Origin of the sequence: Streptomyces hokutonensis (genome assembly GCF_000376565.1) — a bacterium.
GTDB classification, from domain to species: domain Bacteria; phylum Actinomycetota; class Actinomycetes; order Streptomycetales; family Streptomycetaceae; genus Streptomyces; species Streptomyces hokutonensis.
The window spans coordinates 66,058-89,036 of the sequence record NZ_BARG01000029.1; the positions used below are offsets into that span (position 1 = coordinate 66,058).

A 22,979-nucleotide genomic window follows, 5' to 3' on the forward strand; every position below is an offset into this window, starting at 1 on the left:
AGGGGCGGTTGGCCGATTTCGATCGGCTTGACCCGACTCCTATGCTCTCGTCATGGTGACTCCGCCAGAGGGAGACGACCGGAACACCGTGGAGGTCCTCGGCACCGACCGGCCCCTGCTCGTACAGCGCTGGAGAGCACTGTCACGCCGGTCGCGTGTGACGGTCGCGGTCTCGACGTCCGTGGTCGTTCTCACCGCGCTGGTCGGCTATCTCCTCGCCAGCCGTCCGCCGCCCGTGCCACCGGACCCGGCCGCCGCCACCCGCATCACCATCCTGCATGTGAGCCCGCCCGTGGTCGGCAGCCCGTACTTCGGCATCACCTTCCGGGTCACCGCGACCTCCTCCGTGCGACTCGTCACGACGGACGAGGGCTACGACGACCTGACCCTGTTCGTCGACACGCTGGCCGGCACCACGCTCGCCCCTGGTGAGGTGCGCCTGCTGGACGGCCAAGCCGCCGTGTGCACCTGCCAGTTGGCCCACCCGCCGCGTGGCACTCCGCTCCTCTACCTGACCGTCCGCAACGCGCGCGGCTACGCGAAGGCCCGACTCGTACCCACCGACGCCCAGTTCGACCAGATCGACGACGATATCCACCGGGCATGCGCCCGCTGACCCGCGTCACCCGCTCCGCGGCACGACCAGCCCCGTCTCGTACGCCGTCACCACCGCCTGGGTACGGTCCCGCAGCCCCAGTTTGGACAGGATGCGGCTGACGTGGGTCTTCACGGTCTCCTCGCCGACGTGCAGGCGGGCGGCGAGCTCCGGGTTGGACAGGCCTTCCGCGAGGAGGCGCAGGACGTCGGTCTCGCGTGGGGTGAGGGCGTCAAGTGCGGTGCGTACAGGGGCGGTCCGGGGGCGCTGGCGGGCGAACTCGGAGATGAGACGGCGGGTGATCGCGGGCGCGAGCAGGGCCTCGCCGGCCGCTACGACCCGTACCGCGTCGAAGAGCCGCTCCGCCGTCACGTCCTTGAGCAGGAAGCCGCTCGCCCCGGCGGTCAGCGCGTCGTAGACGTGTTCGTCGAGGTCGAAGGTGGTCAGGACGAGTACGCGTGGCGCGTCCGGGCCCTGGAGCCTCGCCGTTGCCTCGATGCCGTCCATGACCGGCATGCGTACGTCCATCAGGACCACGTCGGGGAGTTGTTCGCGGCAGACGCGTACCGCCTCGGCGCCGTCGTGGGCCGTGCCGACGACGGTGAAGTCGGCCTGGGTGGCGAGGAGTCCGGCGTAGCCGGCCCGGACGAGTTCGTGGTCGTCGGCGACGACGATGCGGATGGTCATGCCGGTGCCTCCTCGTCGTCTGGGTTGACGGGTAGACGGGCCTCGACGAGGAATCCACCGCCGGGGGCGGGTCCGGTGCGCAGCGTGCCGCCCACGGTGGCGGCGCGCTCGCGCATGCCGAGCAGTCCGTGGCCGGAGTTGTGGGTGGCGGGCTGTCCGGGCCCGTTGTCGCGGACGCGCACCGCCAAGTCGTTGTCCCCGTACCGGAGTTCCACGTCCACGGCGGCGCCGGGTGCGTGCCGGCGGGCGTTGGTGAGGGCTTCCTGCACGATGCGGTACGCGGTGACCTCGATACCGGGGTCGAGCGTTGTGACCGGCCCGCTGATGATGAGGCGGGTGCGGGAACCGGCCGCGTCCCGTGACTCGTCGACGAGTTCCATGAGTTGACGGAGACCGGGCTGTGGCCGCCGCTGGACGCCCGTGTGCGCGTCTTCGCGCAGGACGCCGAGCAGTCGCCGCATCTCGGTCAGCGCGGTGCGCGCGGTGTCGCCGATGGCGAGGAGACGGGTGGCGCCCTCGGGCGGCAGCCCGGGGGTGGTGAGGCGGGCGGTCTCCGCCTGGACGGCGATCATCGAGATGTGGTGCGCGACGACATCGTGCAACTCCCGTGCGATACGCGCCCGTTCGCCCCGGGCGGCGTGTTCGAGGAGGGTGTCCGCGAAGGCCTGCTCGGTGACGCTGTGGGCGAGGGCGGTGCTGCGCACATGGTGGGCGATGCCGGTGGCCGCGGCGGCGGAGGCGAGCGTCGCCACGAGGACGGCGACGATCCGCGTCGGGTCCTCGTGACCGGCCAGCGCGATCACGACGTACGGCAGGACGAACAGCCCGCCCAGCGCGGTGGCCCCGGCCCGCCCCAGCACATACACGCAGACGAGCTGGGCCACGACCCCGCCGACGGTGAGCATCCCGAAGGGCACGAGTGACAGCACGCAGGCCGCGCTGATCGCGACGGCCGCACCACTCCGGGCGAACCGCCCGCTCCCGGTCCCGAGGACGAAGGGAAGCGGGACGGTGGTGGCGAGCGCGAGCAACAGCAGCGCGGCGAATCCTCCGGCCAGGTCGCGGCTGCGCAGAAGGACTTCGGACACCGCGAGAACGGCCAGGCCGACAGGCACGACGAAAACCGCCCGCCGCGAGACGGCCCCGACCCCCGCGCGCCCCACGACAACCAGCCGCTCCCGGCTCGTTCCCCGACCCGCCCCGGGGTCTCGGCCCGGGTCCCGACCCGGCGCGGAGCCCTGGTCCCGGTCCCGATCCGGCGCGGAGTGCTGGTCCGGGTCCTGATCCGGCGGGAAGTCCCGACCCGGTCCCCGAACCGTCCTGGGGTCCTGGTGCGGCTCGCGATGCGTCCTGGGGTTTCGGTCCGCGTCCCGATCCGTTCCGGGACCCTTGTCCAGGCTTTGAACCGTCACGGGGTCCCGTCCCGGCGCGGAGCCCTGGTCCGGGTCCCGTCCCGGCGCGGAGTCCTGGTCCGGGTCTCGATCCGGCGCGGAGTGCTGGTGCGGGTCCTGATCCGGTGGGAAGTCCCGACCCGGTCCCCGAACCGTCCTGGGGTCCTGGTGCGGCTCGTGATGCGTCCTGGGGTTTCGGTCCGCGTCCCGATCCGTCCCGGGATCCGTGTCCAGGCTTTGAACCGTCACGGGGTCCCGTCCCGGGTGCCGACCCGGCGCGGTGTTCTGGTCCGGGTCTCGATCCGGCACGGAGTCCTGGTCCGGGCCCCGGTCCGTCCCGAGGTCTCGGTCCGGGCTCCGGTCCGGTGTGGAGTCCTGGTCCGGGTTCTGAGCCGGCGTGGAGTCGCCGCCCGGTCCCCGGACCGTCACTGGCCGACCAGGTCTCCCCGCCGCGGCGGCGCTCACGACGACGGCGTTTTCCGGTGGTGCCGAACCATCCGCACCCGGACCCTCCGCATCCGACGAACCCTCCACGCCCACCCAGTCATTGTGTCGGCCCCCGGGCCGTCCGGCGTCCCCCTCGTGAGGGACCTCCAGGGCGTGACGACGCCGTGTGGGACGTGCCCCTAGCCTCGCTCAGCATGAGTGACGCGAGTATCGAAGTCCGTGACTTACGGAAGCGGTTCGGTCGGACCCTGGCGGTCGACGGCCTTTCCTTCAGGGTCGAGCCCGGTACGGTGACCGGATTTGTCGGTCCCAATGGTGCGGGCAAGTCCACCACCATGCGGTCTCTGCTCGGCCTGGACACCCCCGACGAGGGGCGGGCGCTGATCGGCGGGCGGCCCTACCACGCCCTGCGCACACCGCTGTTGGAGGTCGGCGCGCTGCTGGACGCCGCCGCGCTGCATCCGGCCCGGCGGGGCCGTGACCATCTGCGCTGGCTGGCCAACTCGCACGGGCTGCCGATGCGTCGCGTGGACGAGGTGCTCGAACAGGTCGGCATGGAGCAGGCGGCCCGGAGGCGGGCGGGGGGCTACTCGCTCGGTATGCGCCAACGGCTCGGCATAGCGGCCGCGTTGCTCGGTGACCCGGCGGTCCTGCTGCTCGACGAACCGGTCAACGGGCTGGACCCCGAAGGCATTCAGTGGATCCGTGCCCTCCTTCGCCACCTCGCCACCGAGGGGCGGGCGATCCTCGTCTCCAGCCATCTGATGAGCGAACTCGAAGACACGGCCGACCACTTGGTCGTTATCGGCCGGGGCCGTCTTATCGCCGATACCGCGGTCGCCGACCTCCTCGCGGCGGCCTCCGGCGACCGGGTGCGGCTGCGGACGAGCAGTCGTACGGAAGCGATGGAACTGCTCGCCCGGGAGGGCGGCACGGTGGCCGTCGTCGACCGTGACCTGCTGACCGTGACCGGGCTGCCTGCCGAGCGGGTTGTGGAGTTGCTGTCCGTGTCTCGCGTCCCGTTCGCCGAAGTGGGTGCGCATCGGGCCTCGTTGGAGGAGGCGTACATGGAACTCACCCGGGACGCGGTCGAGTTCACGTCGACGCCCGCCGGGACGGACGAGGTGAACCGATGACGGCGCCGACGAGGACGCCCGCGCCGTACCGTTCGGCGCTGCACCCTGCCCGGGCCGGCTTCGGGCGGCTGATGCGGGCGGAGTGGACGAAGTTCTGGACGGTCAGGGCCTGGCTGCTGGTGCTGGGGATGGCGGCCGTGGTCGTGGTCGGGATCAGTCAGATGGGTGCGAGCGGGTCCGTCACGGGAGGCGGGCCGCCGATCGTCCTCGGGCCCGGTGGCGAGGTGGTCAACGATTCGTTCCGTTTCACCCACCGTTCGCTGACCGGTGACGGCACGCTCACGGTCCGGGTCACCGGTCTGAAGAGCAACGACGGCGAGGCGCTGGAGCCCTGGGCGAAGGCCGGGATCATCGTCAAGTCGAGCCTGAAGCAGGGGTCGGCGTACGCGGCGGTGGTGGCGACCCCGGGCCATGGCGTCCGCATGCAGTGGGACTTCACGCATGACACGGCCGGCCCGAGCAGCGATCTGGGCAAGGCTCCGCAGTGGCTACGGTTGAAAAGGCTGGGGGGAAAACTAACCGGCTATGCGTCGGTAGACGGTGAGAAATGGACACAGCTTGGGGAGGTGGGGGTTGGGGGGCTCGGGCGGACGGTTCAGGTGGGGCTGCTGCTGGGGACTCCCGATCATGAGGTCGTGCAGCGTTCCTTCGGCGGCACGAGCGCGCGGTCCGGCCGGACCACGGTCACCGGCACCTTCGACCACCTCACGCTCCAGGGCACCTCGACCGGCGCGGGCTGGACCAGCACGGACATCGGCGCGGCCGGCGCGGACGATCCCAACGCCGGGAACGTGCCGCCGAACACCACCCAGGTGTCCCCGACCGGCACCTACACCCTCACCGGCCAGGGCGACATCGCCCCCCAGGAGAACAGCCCCGACCTGGTCCAGATGGGCTTCCAGGGAGTATTCGTCGGCCTTCTCTTCATGACCGCCCTGGGCACGCTCTTCGTATCGACCGAGTACAAACGGGGCCTGATCCGTACGACGTTCACGGCGACCCCGTCCCGGTTGAAGGTACTGGCGGCGAAGGCCACGGTCATCGCGGCGATCACCTTCACAACAGGCCTGCTGGCCACGGCAGTCGGCTTCACCTGGGCCCAACGGACCCTGCGCTCCAACGGCTTCAAGCCCCCCGAGTTCCCCGACCTGTCCCTCCTGGAGAACCCGTCCCTGCGGGCGGTGGTGGGCAGCGCGGCACTCCTGTCCCTGGTGGCGGTCCTCGCCCTGTCCATAGGAGTGGTGCTGCGCAACAGCGCGGGCACCATCGCCACGGTCGTCGTCCTCGTGGTCCTCCCGCAGATCCTCTCCTTCGCCTTCCCGCTCCCCGCGGCGCAATGGCTCCTACGAGTCACCCCGGCAGCGGCCTTCGCGATCGAGCAGGGCAAGAAGTACTACCCCCAGGTCCAGCACAACTGCCTCCCGGAGAACGGCTGTTACCCCCTGACCCCGTACAACGGCCTGGCGGTTCTGGTCGCCTACACCCTGGCGGCACTCCTGCTGGCGGCTTGGACGGTAAGGAGGCGGGACGCGTGAGGTGGCTGGGTTCTCTGCACGCCGAGTGGACCAAACTCCGTACCCTGCCCAGCACTTGGTGGCTCCTCGCGGCAACGGTCGTCCTCACGGCGGCGCTCGGCGCGGCGGCGGCCTCGTCGGTCACGACCAGGATCTGCCCGACACCCTGCAACGCGGACACGACCAAACTGACCCTGTCGGGCGTCCAGTTGAGCCAGGCCATCTGCCTGGTCCTCGGCGCCCTGTCGATCGGCGCGGAGTACAGCACGGGCACCATCCGTACGACGCTCACCGCGATGCCGGGCAGATGGCGGGTACTGACGTCGAAGGCGGCGGTCCTGTCACTGCTGACGGCGGTGGCGGGAGCGGTCGGGGTCCTGTCCTCCCTGGGCCTGGCCCGCCTGATCCTCCCGACCCCGCCGGACGGCGCCCTGCTCCGACCGGCGACGGGCTCGATCCTGATCCTCGTCCTGGTGACACTCCTGGGCCTGTCCCTGGCGACCCTGCTCCGCGACACGGCAGGCTCGATCACGCTCGGACTCGGCATCCTCTACGTCGTCCCGATCCTGTCCCACCTGGTCAACTCCCCGACCTGGCAACACCGTCTGCAACGCTGGGCCCCGATGCCGGCGGGCCTGTCCATCCAGGCGACGAAGAACCTGGGTGCGCTGGCGATCGCTCCGTGGCCGGGGCTGGGGGTTCTGGCGGCGTATGCGGTGGGCTTGTTGGGGGCCGGGGGAGTGTGGTTCAGGCTGAGGGATGCGTGACGGTGGAGAGGAAGTCGGCCCAAGTGCCGGGGGCGACGGTGAGGATGGGACCGGCGGTCACCTTGGAGTCCCGGACGTGGATGGCGGAGGGGTGGGCGGCGACTTCGATGCAGTTGCCGCCCTCGCTGCTGCTATGGCTGGATTTCCGCCATGCGTAAGCGACTTCAAGGCAGTCGCCGCCTTCGTTGCTGCTGTAGCTGGACTTGAACCACGCCAGGTCGTCCAGGAGGAGGGGCTGCCGTGCTGCGGTGTTCATTACTCTCCTAGCAGTCTGTCCAGGAGGCACGCACTCTCGTGCGGAGAGAGGGCCTGTGACCGCAGCATTCCATACTTCAGCTGATAGACGCTGACCTCATCCGGATCGTCGATCAGGAAGCTCGCGCGCTGCACCTCTAGGTAGACCACGTGCTCATGGGCGGGAGTCTCCAACAGCAGCATGGGTCCCGCCAGTCCCGCGTGCGGAACCTGCCCCATGGGCATGATCTGGATTCCCATGTGAACCAGATCGCAGTCCGCACGCAACTTGCGGATCTGCTCCCTCATGACCTCCGGCCCGCCTAGGGCCGTGCGCAGGATCGACTCCTCCAGGATGAAGTGACCGAACGGCGGCTGCTTGCGCTGCCAGATCTTCTGCCGTTCCATACGAGAGGACACCCACTGCTCCGCTGTCTCGTCCTCGAATCGCGGGAAGCGGCTTTCGAAGGAGGCTCGGCAGTAGTCCTCTGTCTGGAGCAGACCCGGAATCATCTGTGTCTGATACGAGAGGATGCTGACGGCCACCTGCTCGATGTCGACAAGGCCTTGCGCGAACGCGGGCATCCGCTCCCGCACCGGCAACTTGTCGACCAGCGCGAACAACGCCCCACCCGTACCGAGCAGTTCATCGAACTCCACCGCCCGATAGTCCTGGAGCGCAAGCCTCCCCTGCTCGATCGACCGAATCGTATCGACGTGCAGATTCGCGATCTCGGCGAACCGCTCCTGCGTGTACCCCGCCTTCCTCCGGAAATGGGCGACCAGCCCACCCACCGCTTCCCAAGTGCCGACCTTCTTAGGCCTCTTCGCCGATTGCATGCGTGTCCCTTTCCCCCGCGCACACCCGAAGACGTCGTAGTGGGGTCGTAGGAAAACGAACTACGACCTCACTCACTGACCCACGGTAGTGACTCCCTGTGACAGTGGTCCCGTGAATGAACAACTCCAACAAGGCCACACCCGCGAGGCGTTCTACCGCCGGGACCGCAGATCGGTCGCCCTGGCCCGCGACTTCACCCGGGAGACGCTCACGTCCTGGTCGGTCACGGACCGGACGGACGATGCGCTGCTCTGCGTAAGCGAGTTGGCGACCAACGCGATCCTGCACGGCGTACCGCCCGGCCGGGGCTTCGCCGTACACCTGTCGCTGCACCCGGACGGAGTCCTCCGTCTCGAGGTCCACGACAGCGGCACCACCGAACTCCGCAAGATCCGCACGCCGTACCGGCAATTGGACGCGGAGTCGGGGCGGGGCCTGATGCTGGTCGCCGTGCTGTCGGACAAGTGGGGGGTGGGGCAACGGGACCCGGGCACGGTCGTGTGGTGCGAGTTCGCGCTCAGGTGAGGGCCGCGGCCAGCAGGGCGAACGCGGCGACGATGACGGCGACGCGGACGTAGTGGTACCGGTCCCAGCGGTTCAGCTGCTCCTTCCAGTCGGCGGGCCGGTTCTCGGGGGTCCAGGTCTTGCCCCGGTTGTTGATCGGGACGAGCAGCAGGATCGACATGACCACGCTCACGATCAGCAGCGCGGCGGCGGTGACGACGAGGCCGGCGCCGGAGTGGTGCCAGCCGGCGACGGCCCAGACCGCGCTGAGGACGAGCGAGCCGATGTACCAGAACGGCATCACGGCGCCGAGCATCCGGCCCCCGTGGGCGCGGGCGAGCTGGCCGCTGTCGTCGGGAAGGGCGTTGAAGATCCGGTTCATGACGAAGGCGACGGAGAACTCCACCCCGACCATCACGCCGACGACCACGGTGGTGAAGACCTCAAGTGCGGTGAGCATCACGACTCTCCTCGTTTTTCTAGCGTTGCTAGCCGATGAGGCAACGCTAGACCTACTGCCGCTCGAATGTCTAGCGGTGCTAGGATCGAATCATGTCGGTACAGGAACGCAAGGAGCGCGAACGGGCGGGCCGCGAGCGCCTCATCTTGGCGACGGCCCGCGAACTCGCCGAACAGCAGGGCTGGGACGCGGTCACGACCCGCCGCCTCGCGGAGCGCATCGAGTACAGCCAGCCCGTCCTCTACAGCCACTTCCGCGGCAAGCGCGAGATCATCGGCGCCGTAGCCCTCCAGGGCGCCGCCGAGATGGCCGTAGAGCTGCGGGCCGCGGCCTCCGCGGCGAAGGGCCCGCACGCCAGGGCCACCGCCCTCGCCCGCGCCTACCTCGACTTCGCCGAACGCAACCCGGCGGTCTACGACGCGATGTTCCAGCTCGACGGCGGCCTGGCCTTCGCCCAGGAGGACACCCCGGCGCCGATGAAGGACGCCTTCGCCGCCCTGCTGGAAAACCTCGACGCGGTCGCGGGGGAAGGCGTCCAGCCCGGCCTGTTCACCGAGGTGTTCTGGGCGTCCCTGCACGGCCTGGCCACCCTGACCCGAGCGGGCCGCCTGCCTCCGGCCGACGCCGAGCGAAGGACCCGGCTACTGGTGGACCGGCTCGCCGTGGTCTGACGCTCGCCGCGAGTCCGCAGCCCGTCCTTTTACCAGACCGGAAGGCGTGCGGGCGCGGAAGAACGAAACGACGCCCGGCACGCCGGTCGCCTGCCCATGCTGCTCCCAGCGTCGAGAACGGGGGAGGAAATGTGCAGGAGTTTCTGGCGGGGGCCGTACTTCTGGTGGGTCTGAGCGCGTCGCTCATCGGTGGGGTGCAGCTGCCGCGGCTGAGGTCCAAGCGGCTGGCACCCGAGTTCCTGGGGTGGGCGCCGTTCGCGGTGGGGCTCGGCTCGTGGGTGATGTGGGTGCTGATGTTCACGGTGAGCCGGGTCGGCTTCACCGGCACCAGGAACACGTGGATCTGCGTGGGGATGCTCGGGGTGTGCGTGCTGGTGGCCCGCCCGATGGTCCGGATGGTGGCGCCCCAGCGGCTCGACGGGCGCCGCCTGCTGGTCGCGGCACGCGCGGTGGGCCTCTGCGGTGTCGTGGCGGGCGTCATGGAACTCGTGGCCACGGGGATCGGGAACCAGGCGATGGCCGGGCTGACCGTGGTCTACGCGACGGCCGCCGCCGTGCTGGGTCTGCTGCGCACGGTGGACCACGGCTACTTCCCGCTGGTCCTGTTGTGGTCGGCGCTGCGGAAGGCGCTCCTGGCCGTCGTGACCGGCTACTGGATCGACCGCGCCGGCGGCACCCTCGTCCCCGACCCGGACCACGCCACCGCGGGGGCGCTGCTGCTCGCCGTCCTGTGGTGGTCGACGGTGGGAGTGTCCGCCGGATGCGCGGTGGCAGCTGCCGTACGCCTGGTGCCCTGGCTGCGGACCGGACCGCCGGCCGCGCCCGCACCTCCCGGAGTGAAGTCCTGGCCGCCGGCCGTGGGCGATGTGTGGACGGCCGAACTCACCCACGACGACAACAACTTCAAGGAACGTCCGGTGCTCGTGCTGGAGCACACCCCGGAATTCGTCCGCGTGCTCGGCGTCACCAGCGTCGACAAGTCCGGCCGGCGGCACGGCTATCTGAAGCTCCGCCAGTCCGAGTGGGAGGGCGTGCTCAAGAAGGACGGCTGGCTGAACCTGGAGATCGCGCACATCCCGTACTGCGACTTCCTCTGGCGGCACGGGGGTTGCCCGGACCGGGTGTGGGACCTGCTGTGCACGAAGGCCGATGTGCGGGACCGGCCGGCGAAGTCGGGACCCGCGCCGGGGTTCACGTTCCAGCACCGGCTGCGGTCGGCGATGAACAGGCACGTCGGCCGTGACGCGCGCACGGTCCGTGCCGACACCGGCAGTCGGGTGCGCCCGCCGTGGACGCGGGAGCGGGTCTGACCCGACGCGGCGCCGGTCGGCTCACGCAGCCGCGCCGGTCGCCTCCCGCGCCGTCAACACCCGCCGCGGGGGCGTCGGTTCGGGCAGCCCTCGGAACAACAGCCAGCTCAACGCCGGCAGCACGATCAGCGGGGTCAGAGCCGTCCGCAAGGACGTCGCGTCGGCGATCGTGCCGATCAGCGGAGTGACCATGCCGCCGATGCTCACGGTCAGGCCGAGCGTGATCCCGCTGGCCGTGCCCACGCGGGTGGGCAAGTAGTCCTGGCCGAGGGTGACATGCAGGGAGAAGGGGACGTAGAGCGCGAGCGACGCCAGCGCCACGAAGACGTAGAACGCGGGCCCGGGGACGAACACCGTGCCCGCGATCGCCGGGATCGTCAGCACGTACGACCAGCGGGCGACCGTAACCCGGTCCCAGCGGCCCGCGAGACTGCCGCCCACCACGGAGCCCAGGGCGCCCCCGAGATAGAGGACGAACAACGCCACGGTCCCGGCCGCCGTACCGCCTCCCATGCGCTGCTGGGCGTAGAGGGAGACGAAGGTGCTCAGGCCGATGAACTCTATGGAGCGGAGGACCACGGAGAGGGAAAGGCGTACGAACGACGCCTTGTCGTCGGTGCCGACCTCGACCGCTTTGCCGGAAGCGCCGTGTTCCCCGGTCCTCTCCAGCGCGCGCAGCACCGGCAGGCACAGCGTGCTGCCCGCGAGGGCGGGGAGTACGAGCAGCGGTGACAGGCGCAGGCCGCCGGTGGCGACGACGCCGGTGACCATGAGCGGAGCGGCGGCGAAACCGAGGTTGCCGCCGACCGAGAACCAGCCCATCGCACTGTGGCTGCCCCCGCTGACGAGCCGGGCGACCCGGGCGGACTCGGGGTGGTACGCGGCGACCCCGACACCGGACGCGGCCACGAACACCAGGGTGAGCCCGTAGGAACCGGTCAGGCCGCTCAGCGCGATGCCGAGTCCGCCGAGGACCGTGCTCAGCGGCAGGATCCACGGCATCGCCCGTCGGTCGGTGAGCAGGCCGAACACCGGTTGCGCCACCGAGGAGAGCAGGGACGCGGCGAGCACGATGCCCGACACCGCGGCATAGCTGTAGGCGCGCTCGGCGACGAAGAAGGGGATGAGCGCGGCGACCGCGCCCTGGTAGATGTCCACACAGGCATGGCCGACGGCGAGCAGCGTGATCGCTTTGTTCCTTGACATGTCGCCATGCTCATCGCCGGGCGGTCTGTCGCGCTTCCGATAAACTGCCAGACAATGACAGAAATCCGCCATGAGCCGGTGGCGCCGACCCGCACCCAGTGGCTGGCCCCCGGCGCCGCCATCGACGCCCACCGCCACGACGACCACCAGATCGTCTACGCGGGGCGCGGTGTGCTGGCCGTGACGACCAGTGCGGGGTCGTGGGTCGCGCCGGGCACCCGCGCCATCTGGGTACCGGCCGGCACCGTCCACGCCCACCAGGCCCACGGCGCACTCGAACTACGGCTGCTCGGCCTGCCCGCCAGCGACAACCCGCTGGGGCTCGACCAACCCACCGTCCTCGAAGTGGGGCCGCTGCTACGGGAGTTGATCCTCGCCTACACGCAAGCCCCGGACGACGACACTCCCGAACGCGGGCGCCTACGGGCTGTGTTGCTCGACCAGCTGAAGGCCTCGCCCCAGCAGCCCCTGCACCTGCCCACCCCAACTGCCCCTCTCCTGCGGGCAGTCTGCGAGATCCTGCGCGAAAACCCGGCCGACGACCGCACTTTGGCCGCGCTCGGCAGGGAGGTCGGCGCGAGCGACCGTACGCTCTCCCGGCTCTTCAAGTCCGACCTCGGGATGAGTTTCCCGCAGTGGCGCACCCAACTCCGCCTGTACCGCGCCCTGGTGCTGCTCGCCGAGGACACTCCGGTCACCGCCGTGGCCCACCGGTGCGGTTGGTCGTCCGCGAGTGCCTTCATCGACGTCTTCCGCCGCACCTTCGGACACACCCCCGGAACACATCAACCCCGCCGACGGGCATCGTCGACGGGGTGAAGGGGGAGTGACGTCAGGCGCTCTTGATCGCCGAGATGTCGAAGTTCAGCTTGATCTTGTCGGAGACGAGGACGCCACCGGTCTCCAGGGCCGCGTTCCAGGTGAGGCCCCACTCGGAGCGCAGGATCTCGGCCTTGCCCTCGAAGCCCACGCGCTCGTTGCCGAACGGGTCCTTCGCGGCGCCGTTGAACTCCAGGTCGATGGTGAGCGGCTTGGTGGTGCCGAGGATCTCCAGGTCACCGGTGATGCGGTAGTCGTCGCCACCGAGGGACTCGGCGGAGGTGGAGCGGAAGGTCATCGTGGGGAACTCCTCCGTCTTGAAGAAGTCCGCGCTCTTGAGGTGACCGTCGCGGTCCGGGGAGCCCGTGTCGATGCTCTCCATCTTGACGTCCAGGGAGGCGGTGGACTTGGCGGGGTCCGAGCCGTCCAGGTTCAGCGTGCCGGTGAAGTCGAGGAACTTGCCCTTGACGTTCGTGACCATGGCGTGGCGGGCGACGAAACCGAGCGTGGTGTGCGACGGGTCGATGGTGTACTCGCCGGTCAGCGCGGCCAGGTCGGGGTTGACGGCGGCGGGCGCCGAGGTGGTGTCGGTGTCGTCGCTCTTGCGGCCGAAGATGCCCATGACGTGCTCCTAAGGGGGGACGGGGGTCGTGCGGGGATGAATCTGTTGAATGTTCAACGATGCCAACACGAAGGACCGTAGACCTATTCCATTCAATTTTCAACATCATCCGCAGGGTGTTTCACCAACTACTACGAGTACGCTCTCGCGGCGGGCTCGGCAACGCGGGAATCGCGCCTGGGGTCCCTCCGGGAATCACTCTGGGGATGGCATCCTCCCCATATGAATGTGAGGTGGCTCTCAGCTGTCGCCTTTGTGTGACTCCTACAACGGGCACGCCCCTTGAGCAGTCGGAACGGCTGCATGCCGGTGAGGTTCTGTTCGGTGGTACCAGGAAAACGGGCCGGAGACTGTGCAGAGTCGACGGCGCACAATCCTTGGTGTGCTTCGTAGGGTCGGTACATGACCGTTTTGGATGAGGCGCCGGGTGAGCCGACGGACGCGCGCGGGCGAGTGGCCGAACTGCACGAGATCCGTGCCCTGGCACTGGCCGGCCCGAGCGAGAAGGCGACCGAGGCGCAGCACGCCAAGGGGAAGCTGACCGGCCGGGAGCGCATCGACCTGCTCCTCGACCCCGGGTCCTTCCGCGAGGTCGAGCAGCTGCGCAGGCACCGCGCCGTCGGCTTCGGCCTGGAGGCCAAGAAGCCGTACACCGACGGTGTCATCACCGGCTGGGGCACGGTCGAGGGCCGTACGGTCTTCGTCTACGCACACGACTTCCGGATCTTCGGCGGCGCGCTGGGTGAGGCCCACGCCACGAAGATCCACAAGATCATGGACATGGCCATCGCGGCGGGTGCTCCGCTGGTGTCGTTGAACGACGGCGCCGGTGCCCGTATCCAGGAGGGCGTCAGCGCGCTCGCCGGTTACGGCGGCATCTTCCAGCGCAACACCAAGGCGAGCGGGGTGATCCCGCAGATCTCGGTGATGCTCGGCCCGTGCGCGGGCGGCGCGGCCTACAGCCCCGCCCTCACCGACTTCGTCTTCATGGTCCGCGAGACCTCGCAGATGTTCATCACCGGCCCGGACGTCGTCAAGGCGGTCACCGGCGAGGAGATCACGCAGAACGGCCTGGGCGGAGCCGACGTCCACGCGGAGACTTCCGGCGTCTGCCACTTCGCCTACGACGACGAGGAGACCTGCCTCGCCGAGGTGCGCTACCTCCTGTCGATGCTCCCGCAGAACAACCGCGAGAACCCGCCCCGCGCCGAGTCCTCCGACGCCGCCGACCGCCGCTCGGACATCCTGCTGGACCTGGTCCCGGCCGACGGCAACCGGCCGTACGACATGGCCAAGGTCATCGAGGAGATCGTCGACGACGGCGACTACCTGGAGATCCACGAGCGCTGGGCCCGCAACATCATCTGCGCGCTGGCCCGCCTCGACGGCCAGGTCGTCGGCATCGTCGCCAACCAGCCGCAGACCCTCGCGGGCGTCCTGGACATCGAGGCGAGCGAAAAAGCTGCGCGCTTTGTCCAGATGTGTGACGCTTTTAACATTCCGATCGTTACGTTTCTGGACGTCCCGGGATTCCTTCCCGGCGTCGACCAGGAACACGGCGGAATCATCAGGCACGGAGCGAAGCTGCTCTACGCGTACTGCAACGCCACCGTGCCGAGGATTTCGCTCATCCTGCGCAAGGCGTACGGAGGCGCCTACATCGTCATGGACAGCCAGTCCATCGGTGCGGACCTCACTTACGCCTGGCCCACCAACGAGATCGCGGTGATGGGCGCCGAAGGTGCCGCCAACGTCATCTTCCGCCGCCAGATCGCCGACGCCGAGGACCCCGAGGCCATGCGGACGCGGATGGTCAAGGAGTACAAGTCCGAGCTGATGCACCCGTACTACGCGGCGGAGCGCGGACTCGTCGACGACGTCATCGACCCCGCCGAGACCCGCGAGGTACTCATCCAGTCGCTCGCGATGCTGCACACCAAGCACGCGGACCTGCCCTCGCGCAAGCACGGCAACCCCCCGCAGTAACCCAGCGGACCCTCCGCGCCACCCCAGCGGAAACCTCTCTCACGGAGACTGAGACCTATGACCACGCCTGACATTCGTGTCGAGAAGGGCCACGCCGAGCCCGAGGAAGTCGCCGCGATCACGGCGATCCTGCTGGCTCGCGCGGCGGCAGCCCCGACCACTGAGACCCACCGTCCCCTTCGCAAGGCCGGCTGGCGCCGGCTGGAGCGCGAGGGCGGGTTCAGGGCGCCGCACAGCTGGCACTGAGCCCCGAAGCACGCACAGGGCCCCGACCTCCGTCACCGGGCGGCCGGGGCCTCTGCATGCCTACAGTGGGCCCCCGGACGGCGGCGGAGGGGGAACTCATGGGCGTGCCGGGCGAGTTGGTGGACGAGGTGGAACTCGTCGACGCGCTGCTGAAGCCGTTGGCGCAGAGGCCGGTGGACATCACCGACCCCGACTGGCCGGCCCGTCTGCGCGACGGGCCGGACCCGCTGGACGAGGCCGGTGTCCGCGAGGAGGCCGAGGCGGCGCTGCGCCGGCTGCTCGTGCTCTACGAACGAGGCGACGAACCGACCCGGAGCGCCGTGCGGGCGCTGCTGGACCGCTGCGGCTCGTTCCGCCGGGCCACGCACGTCCCGAGGGGGCGGAGCCCCGAGGCCTTCCGGCAGCGGCTGTTGCACCTGTCCGCCAGGGACCACGGCGACGACACCCGGGACGAGATGGTCACCCTGAACGGCCTGTGCGAAGAGGCCCGTGAGGCGCGGGTCGACATCCGGCCGCTTCTGCTGGAAGTGGCCGAACTCTCCAGTGCCGAGGGCAAGTTCGGGATGGGTTCCATCCGGGACATCCTGCGGAGAGCGGCCCGGCGTGACCCCGTCGGGCTCTGGTGAACGGAAACGGCCCCCGCACCTCCCTCCGGAGGTACAGGGGCCGTGTCGCGTCGGTCCTACCGCAGCCGCGCCATCAGCGCGTGCTCCACCAGCGTGATGAGCGCCGACTTCGCGTCCGCCCGATGCCGCGCGTCCGTCGTGATGATCGGGGTGTCCGGGCCGATCTGGAGCGCCTCGCGGACCTCGTCGGGGTTGTACGGCTGCTGGCCGTCGAAGCCGTTGAGGGCGATGACGAAGGGGAGACCCGAGTTCTCGAAGTAGTCGACCGCGGGGAAGCAGTCGGCGAGACGGCGGGTGTCGACCAGGACGATCGCGCCGATCGCGCCGCGTACCAGGTCGTCCCACATGAACCAGAAGCGGTCCTGACCGGGGGTGCCGAACAGGTACAGGATCAGGTCCTGGTCCAGGGTGATGCGCCCGAAGTCCATGGCGACCGTGGTGGTCGTCTTGTCTCCGGTGTGGGTGAGGTCGTCGATGCCCGCGGAAGCGGACGTCATGACGGCCTCGGTACGCAGCGGGTTGATCTCCGAGACGGCCCCGACGAACGTGGTCTTGCCCACGCCGAAGCCACCCGCCACCACGATCTTCGCCGAGGTGGTGGAGCGGGAAGGACCGCCGCTAGAGCTTGCGAAGTCCACTGAGCACCCTTTCGAGCAGTGTCACGTCTGGCTGGCCGCCGGCGTTCTCGTCGCCGCCGGGCTGATGAATGGCGACCAGGCCCGCCTCCGCCAAGTCGGCGACGAGGATCCTGGCCACACCGAGAGGGATCGTCAGGAGGGCCGAGATCTCGGCCACCGACTTGATCTCCCGGCAGAGGTTGCAGATCCGCTGATGCTCGGGCAACTGGCCCTGCATCTGGTGCGGCTGCGCGGTGGTGTGCACCAGCGCCTCGATGGCGAGCTGGTAGCGGGGGCGGGTCCGGCCGCCGGTCATGGCGTACGGACGCACCAGGGGATTGCTCGACGAACCCGCCGGCGCCGCCTCGGGCGAGCGTCGGTGCGGCTGCACGGGCTGGATGCGCGGCGCCGGCGGCTGGTCGTACGGTGACGGACCGGGGCCCTGCGGGTACTGAGGGTGACGCGGGGAGGGCGAGGAGGGGAAGTTGTACCGGTTCTGGGAACCGTCGCCCTGCCCCTGCCCGGGGCCGTACGACCAGTTGCCCGAAGACGAACCGCCTGGGGGTGTTGCCACTTTCTCCTCCTCCGACTGTGCCGGGCACCCATCAATGTGGAGCCGCGTCCCGAAACCTTATGGCCTCGGGACGCCAAAACGCACCGTCCGTCTGTTAGTTGAGAAGGCTCCCCTGGAGCTCTGCTCGAAGGTCCGGGGTCAGGACCGTGCCCGCGCGGTCCACCAGAAGGGCCATCTCGTACCCAATGAGGCCGATGTCCGCCTCGGGGTGTGCGAGAACCGCGAGGGAGGAACCGTCGGACACGGACATGATGAAGAGGAATCCCCGCTCCATCTCCACAACCGTCTGGTTCACGCTGCCGCCCTCGAAGATGCGCGAGGCACCGGCGGTCAGTGAGGTCAGACCCGACGCGACGGCCGCCAACTGGTCGGCACGGTCACGCGGGAAACCTTCGGACATCGCCAGAAGGAGTCCGTCGGCGGAGACCACCACCGTGTGGGACACACCGGGGGTGTTGTCCACGAAGTTGGTGATCAACCAGTTCAGGTTCTGCGCCGCCTGGCTCATCGGGCTCACACTAACGCTCCTGGTTGTAGGTGCTGCCAGAGCCGAAGCCCTGACCGTTCGTTTCGCTGCCTTCACTACGTCCCCGCTGGACCCCGCGGCGCAGGTTGCTGAGCCTGCCCCGGATGTCCTCGGGAGCGCGGGAGACCTGGGGGCCGCCCTGAGGGGTGCTCTCGGCGGTGCCCTCGACCAGGTTGGCCTTGGGCACCCGCCTCGGCAGGCCGGAGGAGGTGACCCCGCCGGCCTTCGGCTTCTTCAGCGCCGAGGCCTGCTGCCACCGCTCGTCGTTCGCCGAGCGCCAGTCCACGGTCCCGGTGCTGCCGTTGGCGCTGCCGTTCCCGTTCCCGTTCGCGGTGCCGTTCGCCGTACCGAAGATGTTGGTGCTGCTCTCCGGGGCGGTGGCCGTCGACTCCTGGCGCGCGGGCTGCGAACCGTTGGTGCCTTTCGCGGCCGAACCGCGGCGCGGCAGCCCGGCGTCGGTCAGCGCGTGGACAGCCGAGGGGGCCGGTCCCGGACGGTCGAAGCCTACGTGATCCCGCTCACTCACGTCAGCGGCCTGCGAAGGTTCCGCTTCCGGAGCGTACTGGTCCGGGTAGCCGTTGCGGTAACCGTCCTGCTGCGGCCAGTCGTCCTGATAGGACGGCTCTTCGAAGCCCGGATACGTCTCCGGGGCCGCGGCGTGCGCCGACGCGTGCTCCTCCCGCACCGGCTCCGCATACCCGGGCTCCGGGTAACCGCCGTTGGACGGGAAGGAGTCGGCGAAGGTGTCGTTCTGCGTCCCGTTGCCGTTCGGCGCGAAGTACTGCTCGTCGTACGAGGGTTGGAGCGGCTCGTCGTACGACGTCTGCTGCTGCTCCTCGTACGTCGGCTGACCGTTGTACGCCGTCGGCTGCTCCTGGTACGCCTGCTGCCCGTTCTCGGCGTACGGCTGCTGCTGGGGCTCCTCGAACTCGGTGAACTCCTGGTAGGTGCCCGCCTCCAGGGCCTCCTGGCCCGGCTTCTGGGACTCCAGGGCCGCCCGGCGCTCCTCGCGCATCAGCGAGCGGCCCACCGGGTCGAGCTCGCGGATGTCGTCCGGCACCTCGGGGTAGCGGGTGTCGTCGAAGCCGAGCTCGGCCGCCGTACGGATCGGGGCGTGGTTGAAGTCCTCACCCTGGTACTGCGGCTGCTCCGGCATGATCTGCGAGACGGTGAACTCGTCGCGCTGGAGCTGCTGTTCGCCACCGCCACCGTGGGTGATCGCGTCGGGCAGCATGACCAGCGAGGTGGTGCCGGCCTGCTCGCCCGAGGGGCGGAGCTGGACGCGGATGCCGTGCCGGTCGGACAGCCGGCCGACCACGAACAGACCCATGCGCTGGGAGATCGCGACGTCCACGGTCGGCGGGTTGGCCAGCTTGTGGTTGATGTCCGCGAAGTCCTCGGCGGTGAGGCCGATGCCCTTGTCGTGGATCTCGATCATCACGCGGCCGTCGGGGAGACGGGTCGCGGTGACGCGGACCTTGGTCTGCGGGGAGGAGAACGTGGTGGCGTTCTCCAGCAGCTCGGCCAGCAGGTGCACGAGGTCGGTCACGGCGCGGCCGTGGATCTCGGCCTCGGGGACGCCCGACAGCTCGATGCGCTCGTACTGCTCCACCTCGGAGGAGGCGGCGCGCAGCACGTCGACCAGCGGGACCGGCTGGTCCCAGCGGCGGCCGGGCTCCTCGCCGGCGAGGACCAGGAGGTTCTCGCCGTTGCGGCGCATACGGGTCGCGAGGTGGTCCAGGCGGAAGAGGTTCTCCAGCTGGTCCGGGTCGGCCTCGTTGTTCTCCAGGTCGGTGATGAGGGTCAGCTGGCCCTCGATCAGGGACTGGTTGCGGCGCGAGAGGTTGGTGAAGATCGCGTTGATGTTGCCTCGCAGGAGGGCCTGCTCGGCGGCGAGTCGTACGGCCTCGCGGTGGACCTGGTCGAAGGCTCTGGCGACTTCGCCGATCTCGTCCGTCGTGGTGATGGGGATCGGCTGGACGCGGGTGTCGACGCGGCCGGGGTCGGTGCGCGAGAGCTGGTCGACCAGCATCGGCAGGCGCTGCTCGGCGATGCCGAAGGCGGCGTTGCGCAGCTGGCGCATCGCGCGGCTCATCTGGCGGGCGACCGCGCCGGCGAGGATGAAGGCGAGGAGCAGGGCGACGACGACGGCGGCACCGGTGATGATCGCGTCACGCTTGGCGCTGTTCGCGATGTCCGAGGCCTCGCTCACCGCGGTGTCGGCCTTGTCCTCCTCGATCTTGCGGTACGCCTCGTACTTGAGGGTCGTGCCCGCCCACCAGTTCGTCGCGGTGATGCCCTGCTGGGCGAGGGCGTCGCGCGCCGAGGCGTCGGTGGTGTTCAGCTGCGACATGGCCGTGACCGTCTTGATCGCGGTCGGCGGCGGCACGTACGTCTTGCCGGCGGCCTTCGCCTGGGCGGCGGCCTGCTTGACCATGGCCTCGCCGTCGGTCTGCACCTTGGCCAGGGCGGTGTTCAGCTTCGCGATGTCCGCGTCCGTACCACCGGCCTGGTACTCCTGGATGGCGATGCCCTCCAGGTAGGCGTACGAGGTGAGGGCGGTGCGCTGGGTGGCCAGGCTGTTCGCGTCGGGGCCCGGGTGCAGCAGCAGGTGCGTGCCGATGGAACGCTCCAGGGAGAGCGCGCCCTTGGCCAGTGCGATGGCGTAGACGGACCGGCCGTAGCTGGTGATGTTGCCGGTGCCGAGGCCCAGTTCGTTCGAGAACTCCAGGAGCGGGTGCTCCAGGTTGACGTAGCTCTCCTCGGTCTGGACGCCCTTCATCTTGGAGGTGTAGGCGGCGGCGCGAACCGTCTGCAGCGTCGGCTCCACCTTGCGGAAGCGGCTGAGGCGCCGCTCCAGGCCCGGCGAGTCCGGCATGTTCTGCACGGCCTTGTCGAAGGCGTCGGCGGCGTCGTCCGTGGCCTTGCGGGCGGCCACGACGGTCGCGTTCTTCTGGCCCAGGCCCTCCAGCAGCGGTGTGGCGGTCACGTCACGCTCGTTGGTGACCGCGTTGCTGTAGGTCAGCGCGGCCTGCACCACGCGGGCCGTCTTCTCCGCGTCCTCGGCGTTCTGCCAGGTGTCGATCGAGCTCTTGACCTGGAAGCCGCCCATGATGAGGCCGACGCCCACGGGTATGAGCAGGATCGCGTTCAGCCGGGTCGGCACCCGCCAGTTGCGGGGCGAGAAACGGCCCCCGCTGGGAGGGGGTGGTGCCGAGGGCTCCGAGCCTGGCACAGGGGCGGGCGCCGCTCCGCGCGGCGGCGGGGTGAAGTTGCCCCGGGCCGACGGCTCGGGACCGTTCTTGCTTCGCCTCACTCGACCAACAACCTTCCGGCGGTCGGCACCTATCCTCGTGCCGCAGTGTCTCAGGCCCGTCAACGAGCTCTGACTATCAGTACGTCGTTGACTATTGGGCAGTTCAGGCATTCCAGCACGTCAGCCTGCGCGATTCCAAACAGTCGGAACAGCGGATTCCGAGTGATGTAAGCCCCAGATAAAACGGTCATAAAGAGCGAGCCCCGCCAAAAGACGGGGCTTTGTTAGCGCAGTGGCACCGGACGACCGCGACGCGTTGCGGTACCACCCGATTCCTCTGCCGAAACGTTATGAACACCGGGGCCGACCGTGTCAAAGGCCACAGCCGGCTCCGGGGTGTCTACGACAACTGCCGTATGGCGCTGCCGACTTGAGAACTGCATGTCGAGGCCCGCCAACAGCTACCGGAGCCGGGCCATCAGTGCGTGCTCGACCAGCGTGATCAGCGCACTCTTGGCGTCCGAGCGGTGCCGGGCGTCGGTCGTGATGATCGGCGCGTCCGGCCCGATCTGCAGGGCCTCGCGCACCTCCTCCGGGTTGTACGGCTGGTGGCCGTCGAACCCGTTGAGGGCTATGACGAAGGGCAGCCCGCTGTTCTCGAAGTAGTCGACCGCGGGGAAGCAGTCGGCGAGACGGCGGGTGTCGACCAGGACGACGGCGCCGATCGCGCCGCGCACCAGGTCGTCCCACATGAACCAGAAGCGGTCCTGACCCGGCGTACCGAAGAGGTACAGGATCAGGTCCTGGTCCAGGGTGATACGGCCGAAGTCCATGGCCACGGTGGTGGTGGTCTTGTCCCCGGTGTGGGTGAGGTCGTCGATGCCCGCCGAGGCGGACGTCATGACGGCCTCCGTGCGCAGCGGGTTGATCTCGGAGACGGCACCCACGAACGTGGTCTTGCCGACGCCGAAGCCACCCGCCACCACGATCTTCGCGGAGGTGGTCGCCCGCCCTCCGTCAGAGCTTGCGAAGTCCACTGAGCACCCTTTCGAGCAGCGTCACGTCCGGAGCGCCGCCGTTGTTCTCGTCGCCGCCCGGCTGGTGGATGGCCACCAGTCCGGCCTCGGCGAGGTCCGCGACGAGGATCCGCGCCACACCGAGGGGCATGGCGAGGAGTGCCGACACCTCCGCGACCGACTTGACCTCACGGCACAGGTGGCAGATGCGCTGGTGCTCAGGGAGCAGTCCCATCAGCGCTGCCGGGTCGGCCGTGGTGCTGATCAGTGCCTCGATGGCGAGCTGATAGCGCGGCCGGGTCCGGCCGCCGGTCATCGCGTACGGACGTACCAGCGGCTGGTCGCCCTCGTCCCCGTACGGCTCGGCGTACGGATCATGAGAGGCGGTGGGCGGGGTCATGAATCCTCCGGGCGGGACAGCAAGTCGGTCGGGCTAGCCGTCTGACAGGGCCGGTGGGGGGATTGTGGCGGCCGGACGGTGATTTGGTGAGACGGGTGGTGCCGGGGCCGGTCAGTGAAGCAGACTGCCCTGGAGTTCGGCGCGCAGGTCCGGCGTGAGGACCGCCCCTGCACGGTCGACGAGCAGTGCCATCTCGTAGCCGACGAGGCCGATGTCGCACTCGGGGTGCGCGAGCACCGCCAGGGACGAGCCGTCCGAGACGGACATGAGGAAGAGGAACCCTCGCTCCATCTCCACGACCGTCTGTGCCACGTCGCCGCCCTCGAAGATCCGGGAGGCCCCGGCCGTCAGCGAGGTCAACCCGGAGGCCACGGCCGCGAGTTGATCGGCGCGGTCGCGCGGGAAGCCCTCCGACATGGCCAGAAGGAGTCCGTCGGCGGATACGACGACGGTGTGGGACACACCGGGGGTGTTGTCCACGAAGTTGGTTATCAACCAGTTGAGGTTCTGTGCCGCCTGGCTCATCTG

Annotated in this window: 25 protein-coding genes; 11 read left to right on the plus strand and 14 right to left on the minus strand. The window is 69.5% G+C overall.

Annotated features, from left to right (window positions below; translation table 11 throughout):
• The first annotated feature begins 52 nt into the window (after positions 1-52).
• The gene (locus SSP08S_RS16350; protein WP_158697173.1) at positions 53-616 is read left to right on the plus strand and encodes a hypothetical protein; all 564 of its coding nucleotides are present in this window, start codon (positions 53-55) and stop codon (positions 614-616) included.
• 6 nt (positions 617-622) lie between these two features.
• On the opposite strand, the gene SSP08S_RS16355 is transcribed toward SSP08S_RS16350, so the two are convergent.
• Complete coding sequence (locus SSP08S_RS16355; RefSeq protein ID WP_019068694.1) at positions 623-1,282, minus strand: response regulator; 660 nt, start codon at positions 1,280-1,282, stop codon at positions 623-625.
• A complete protein-coding gene (locus SSP08S_RS16360; RefSeq protein WP_245607892.1) occupies positions 1,279-2,370 on the minus strand; it encodes a sensor histidine kinase in 1,092 nt (363 codons plus the stop codon). The genes SSP08S_RS16355 and SSP08S_RS16360 overlap by 4 nt, the downstream gene beginning before the upstream one ends.
• A 944-nt stretch (positions 2,371-3,314) precedes the next feature.
• Here SSP08S_RS16360 and SSP08S_RS16365 point away from each other — a divergent pair.
• The 3 genes from SSP08S_RS16365 to SSP08S_RS16375 are packed head-to-tail and all read left to right on the plus strand — an operon-like array spanning position 3,315 to position 6,537.
• Positions 3,315-4,256 carry an ABC transporter ATP-binding protein gene (locus tag SSP08S_RS16365; protein ID WP_019068696.1) on the plus strand — a complete coding sequence of 314 codons (942 nt, stop codon included), beginning with the start codon at positions 3,315-3,317 and terminating at the stop codon, positions 4,254-4,256.
• Positions 4,253-5,791 carry a DUF1349 domain-containing protein gene (locus SSP08S_RS16370; protein WP_019068697.1) on the plus strand — a complete coding sequence of 513 codons (1,539 nt, stop codon included), beginning with the start codon at positions 4,253-4,255 and terminating at the stop codon, positions 5,789-5,791. Before SSP08S_RS16365 ends, SSP08S_RS16370 begins: the two co-directional genes overlap by 4 nt.
• Positions 5,788-6,537, plus strand: a complete 750-nt coding sequence (locus tag SSP08S_RS16375) for an ABC transporter permease subunit (protein ID WP_019068698.1) — start codon at positions 5,788-5,790, stop codon at positions 6,535-6,537. The genes SSP08S_RS16370 and SSP08S_RS16375 overlap by 4 nt, the downstream gene beginning before the upstream one ends.
• Here SSP08S_RS16375 and SSP08S_RS16380 read toward each other — a convergent pair.
• Both SSP08S_RS16380 and SSP08S_RS16385 read right to left on the minus strand, forming a co-directional pair.
• Positions 6,518-6,793: a DUF397 domain-containing protein gene (locus SSP08S_RS16380; RefSeq protein WP_019068699.1), complete on the minus strand. Its 276-nt coding sequence runs from the start codon at positions 6,791-6,793 to the stop codon at positions 6,518-6,520. The two genes, SSP08S_RS16375 and SSP08S_RS16380, sit on opposite strands and share 20 nt — an antisense overlap.
• Entirely contained in the window at positions 6,793-7,611 is an 819-nt protein-coding gene (locus SSP08S_RS16385) for a helix-turn-helix domain-containing protein (protein ID WP_019068700.1), read from the minus strand. Before SSP08S_RS16385 ends, SSP08S_RS16380 begins: the two co-directional genes overlap by 1 nt.
• 112 nt (positions 7,612-7,723) lie before the next feature.
• On the opposite strand from SSP08S_RS16385, the gene SSP08S_RS16390 reads away from it, so the two are divergent.
• Positions 7,724-8,137, plus strand: a complete 414-nt coding sequence (locus SSP08S_RS16390) for an ATP-binding protein (protein WP_019068701.1) — start codon at positions 7,724-7,726, stop codon at positions 8,135-8,137.
• Here the strand turns inward: SSP08S_RS16390 and SSP08S_RS16395 are convergent.
• Positions 8,130-8,576 carry an anthrone oxygenase family protein gene (locus tag SSP08S_RS16395; protein ID WP_019068702.1) on the minus strand — a complete coding sequence of 149 codons (447 nt, stop codon included), beginning with the start codon at positions 8,574-8,576 and terminating at the stop codon, positions 8,130-8,132. The genes SSP08S_RS16390 and SSP08S_RS16395 overlap by 8 nt on opposite strands.
• Before the next feature lie 92 nt (positions 8,577-8,668).
• Here SSP08S_RS16395 and SSP08S_RS16400 point away from each other — a divergent pair, with 92 nt between their 5' ends.
• Positions 8,669-9,247, plus strand: a complete 579-nt coding sequence (locus SSP08S_RS16400; protein WP_019068703.1) for a TetR/AcrR family transcriptional regulator — start codon at positions 8,669-8,671, stop codon at positions 9,245-9,247.
• Positions 9,248-9,378: 131 nt separating this feature from the next.
• Positions 9,379-10,557 (plus strand): hypothetical protein, encoded by a 1,179-nt coding sequence (locus SSP08S_RS16405; protein ID WP_019068704.1) that lies wholly within the window; start codon positions 9,379-9,381, stop codon positions 10,555-10,557.
• 21 nt (positions 10,558-10,578) lie between these two features.
• On the opposite strand, the gene SSP08S_RS55390 is transcribed toward SSP08S_RS16405, so the two are convergent.
• Positions 10,579-11,763: an MFS transporter gene (locus SSP08S_RS55390; protein ID WP_019068705.1), complete on the minus strand. Its 1,185-nt coding sequence runs from the start codon at positions 11,761-11,763 to the stop codon at positions 10,579-10,581.
• A 54-nt stretch (positions 11,764-11,817) separates the two neighbouring features.
• On the opposite strand from SSP08S_RS55390, the gene SSP08S_RS16415 reads away from it, so the two are divergent.
• The gene (locus SSP08S_RS16415) at positions 11,818-12,582 is read left to right on the plus strand and encodes an AraC family transcriptional regulator (RefSeq protein WP_043259486.1); all 765 of its coding nucleotides are present in this window, start codon (positions 11,818-11,820) and stop codon (positions 12,580-12,582) included.
• A gap of 13 nt (positions 12,583-12,595) precedes the next feature.
• Here SSP08S_RS16415 and SSP08S_RS16420 read toward each other — a convergent pair whose 3' ends face one another.
• Positions 12,596-13,204 carry a YceI family protein gene (locus SSP08S_RS16420; protein WP_019068707.1) on the minus strand — a complete coding sequence of 203 codons (609 nt, stop codon included), beginning with the start codon at positions 13,202-13,204 and terminating at the stop codon, positions 12,596-12,598.
• A 402-nt stretch (positions 13,205-13,606) separates the two neighbouring features.
• On the opposite strand from SSP08S_RS16420, the gene SSP08S_RS16425 reads away from it, so the two are divergent.
• Genes SSP08S_RS16425 through SSP08S_RS16435 form a run of 3 tightly spaced genes read left to right on the plus strand, consistent with a single transcriptional unit; the run spans position 13,607 to position 16,062 of the window.
• The gene (locus SSP08S_RS16425) at positions 13,607-15,190 is read left to right on the plus strand and encodes an acyl-CoA carboxylase subunit beta (protein WP_043259487.1); all 1,584 of its coding nucleotides are present in this window, start codon (positions 13,607-13,609) and stop codon (positions 15,188-15,190) included.
• Between the two features lie 57 nt (positions 15,191-15,247).
• Positions 15,248-15,436, plus strand: a complete 189-nt coding sequence (locus tag SSP08S_RS16430; protein WP_019068709.1) for an acyl-CoA carboxylase subunit epsilon — start codon at positions 15,248-15,250, stop codon at positions 15,434-15,436.
• A 56-nt stretch (positions 15,437-15,492) separates the two neighbouring features.
• Positions 15,493-16,062: a hypothetical protein gene (locus SSP08S_RS16435; protein WP_245607893.1), complete on the plus strand. Its 570-nt coding sequence runs from the start codon at positions 15,493-15,495 to the stop codon at positions 16,060-16,062.
• Positions 16,063-16,118: 56 nt separating this feature from the next.
• On the opposite strand, the gene SSP08S_RS16440 is transcribed toward SSP08S_RS16435, so the two are convergent.
• The 7 genes from SSP08S_RS16440 to SSP08S_RS16470 form a co-directional block, all read right to left on the minus strand.
• Positions 16,119-16,700, minus strand: coding sequence for a GTP-binding protein (locus SSP08S_RS16440; RefSeq protein WP_009314218.1), 582 nt, complete (start codon positions 16,698-16,700; stop codon positions 16,119-16,121).
• Positions 16,681-17,253, minus strand: a complete 573-nt coding sequence (locus SSP08S_RS16445; protein WP_026178547.1) for a DUF742 domain-containing protein — start codon at positions 17,251-17,253, stop codon at positions 16,681-16,683. Before SSP08S_RS16445 ends, SSP08S_RS16440 begins: the two co-directional genes overlap by 20 nt.
• A 94-nt stretch (positions 17,254-17,347) precedes the next feature.
• A complete protein-coding gene (locus SSP08S_RS16450) occupies positions 17,348-17,761 on the minus strand; it encodes a roadblock/LC7 domain-containing protein (protein ID WP_005479603.1) in 414 nt (137 codons plus the stop codon).
• A gap of 10 nt (positions 17,762-17,771) precedes the next feature.
• Positions 17,772-21,095: a nitrate- and nitrite sensing domain-containing protein gene (locus SSP08S_RS16455; RefSeq protein WP_026178548.1), complete on the minus strand. Its 3,324-nt coding sequence runs from the start codon at positions 21,093-21,095 to the stop codon at positions 17,772-17,774.
• Between the two features lie 401 nt (positions 21,096-21,496).
• Positions 21,497-22,072 carry a GTP-binding protein gene (locus SSP08S_RS16460; RefSeq protein ID WP_006375318.1) on the minus strand — a complete coding sequence of 192 codons (576 nt, stop codon included), beginning with the start codon at positions 22,070-22,072 and terminating at the stop codon, positions 21,497-21,499.
• Positions 22,053-22,451: a DUF742 domain-containing protein gene (locus SSP08S_RS16465; RefSeq protein WP_019058642.1), complete on the minus strand. Its 399-nt coding sequence runs from the start codon at positions 22,449-22,451 to the stop codon at positions 22,053-22,055. The genes SSP08S_RS16460 and SSP08S_RS16465 overlap by 20 nt, the downstream gene beginning before the upstream one ends.
• Before the next feature lie 111 nt (positions 22,452-22,562).
• Positions 22,563-22,976: a roadblock/LC7 domain-containing protein gene (locus tag SSP08S_RS16470; RefSeq protein ID WP_005479910.1), complete on the minus strand. Its 414-nt coding sequence runs from the start codon at positions 22,974-22,976 to the stop codon at positions 22,563-22,565.
• Positions 22,977-22,979 lie beyond the last annotated feature (3 nt).

Coding starts and splice junctions, on each gene's coding strand:
- SSP08S_RS16415 (WP_043259486.1), top strand. CDS start 11,818: ATGACAGAAATCCGCCATGAGCCGGTGGCGCCGACCCGCACCCAGTGG.
- SSP08S_RS16395 (WP_019068702.1), bottom strand. CDS start 8,576: ATGCTCACCGCACTTGAGGTCTTCACCACCGTGGTCGTCGGCGTGATG.
- SSP08S_RS16350 (WP_158697173.1), top strand. CDS start 53: ATGGTGACTCCGCCAGAGGGAGACGACCGGAACACCGTGGAGGTCCTC.
- SSP08S_RS16430 (WP_019068709.1), top strand. CDS start 15,248: ATGACCACGCCTGACATTCGTGTCGAGAAGGGCCACGCCGAGCCCGAG.
- SSP08S_RS16450 (WP_005479603.1), bottom strand. CDS start 17,761: ATGAGCCAGGCGGCGCAGAACCTGAACTGGTTGATCACCAACTTCGTG.
- SSP08S_RS16380 (WP_019068699.1), bottom strand. CDS start 6,793: ATGAACACCGCAGCACGGCAGCCCCTCCTCCTGGACGACCTGGCGTGG.
- SSP08S_RS16425 (WP_043259487.1), top strand. CDS start 13,607: ATGACCGTTTTGGATGAGGCGCCGGGTGAGCCGACGGACGCGCGCGGG.
- SSP08S_RS55390 (WP_019068705.1), bottom strand. CDS start 11,763: ATGTCAAGGAACAAAGCGATCACGCTGCTCGCCGTCGGCCATGCCTGT.
- SSP08S_RS16465 (WP_019058642.1), bottom strand. CDS start 22,451: ATGACCCCGCCCACCGCCTCTCATGATCCGTACGCCGAGCCGTACGGG.
- SSP08S_RS16420 (WP_019068707.1), bottom strand. CDS start 13,204: ATGGGCATCTTCGGCCGCAAGAGCGACGACACCGACACCACCTCGGCG.
- SSP08S_RS16385 (WP_019068700.1), bottom strand. CDS start 7,611: ATGCAATCGGCGAAGAGGCCTAAGAAGGTCGGCACTTGGGAAGCGGTG.
- SSP08S_RS16400 (WP_019068703.1), top strand. CDS start 8,669: ATGTCGGTACAGGAACGCAAGGAGCGCGAACGGGCGGGCCGCGAGCGC.
- SSP08S_RS16435 (WP_245607893.1), top strand. CDS start 15,493: ATGCCTACAGTGGGCCCCCGGACGGCGGCGGAGGGGGAACTCATGGGC.
- SSP08S_RS16370 (WP_019068697.1), top strand. CDS start 4,253: ATGACGGCGCCGACGAGGACGCCCGCGCCGTACCGTTCGGCGCTGCAC.
- SSP08S_RS16355 (WP_019068694.1), bottom strand. CDS start 1,282: ATGACCATCCGCATCGTCGTCGCCGACGACCACGAACTCGTCCGGGCC.
- SSP08S_RS16470 (WP_005479910.1), bottom strand. CDS start 22,976: ATGAGCCAGGCGGCACAGAACCTCAACTGGTTGATAACCAACTTCGTG.
- SSP08S_RS16365 (WP_019068696.1), top strand. CDS start 3,315: ATGAGTGACGCGAGTATCGAAGTCCGTGACTTACGGAAGCGGTTCGGT.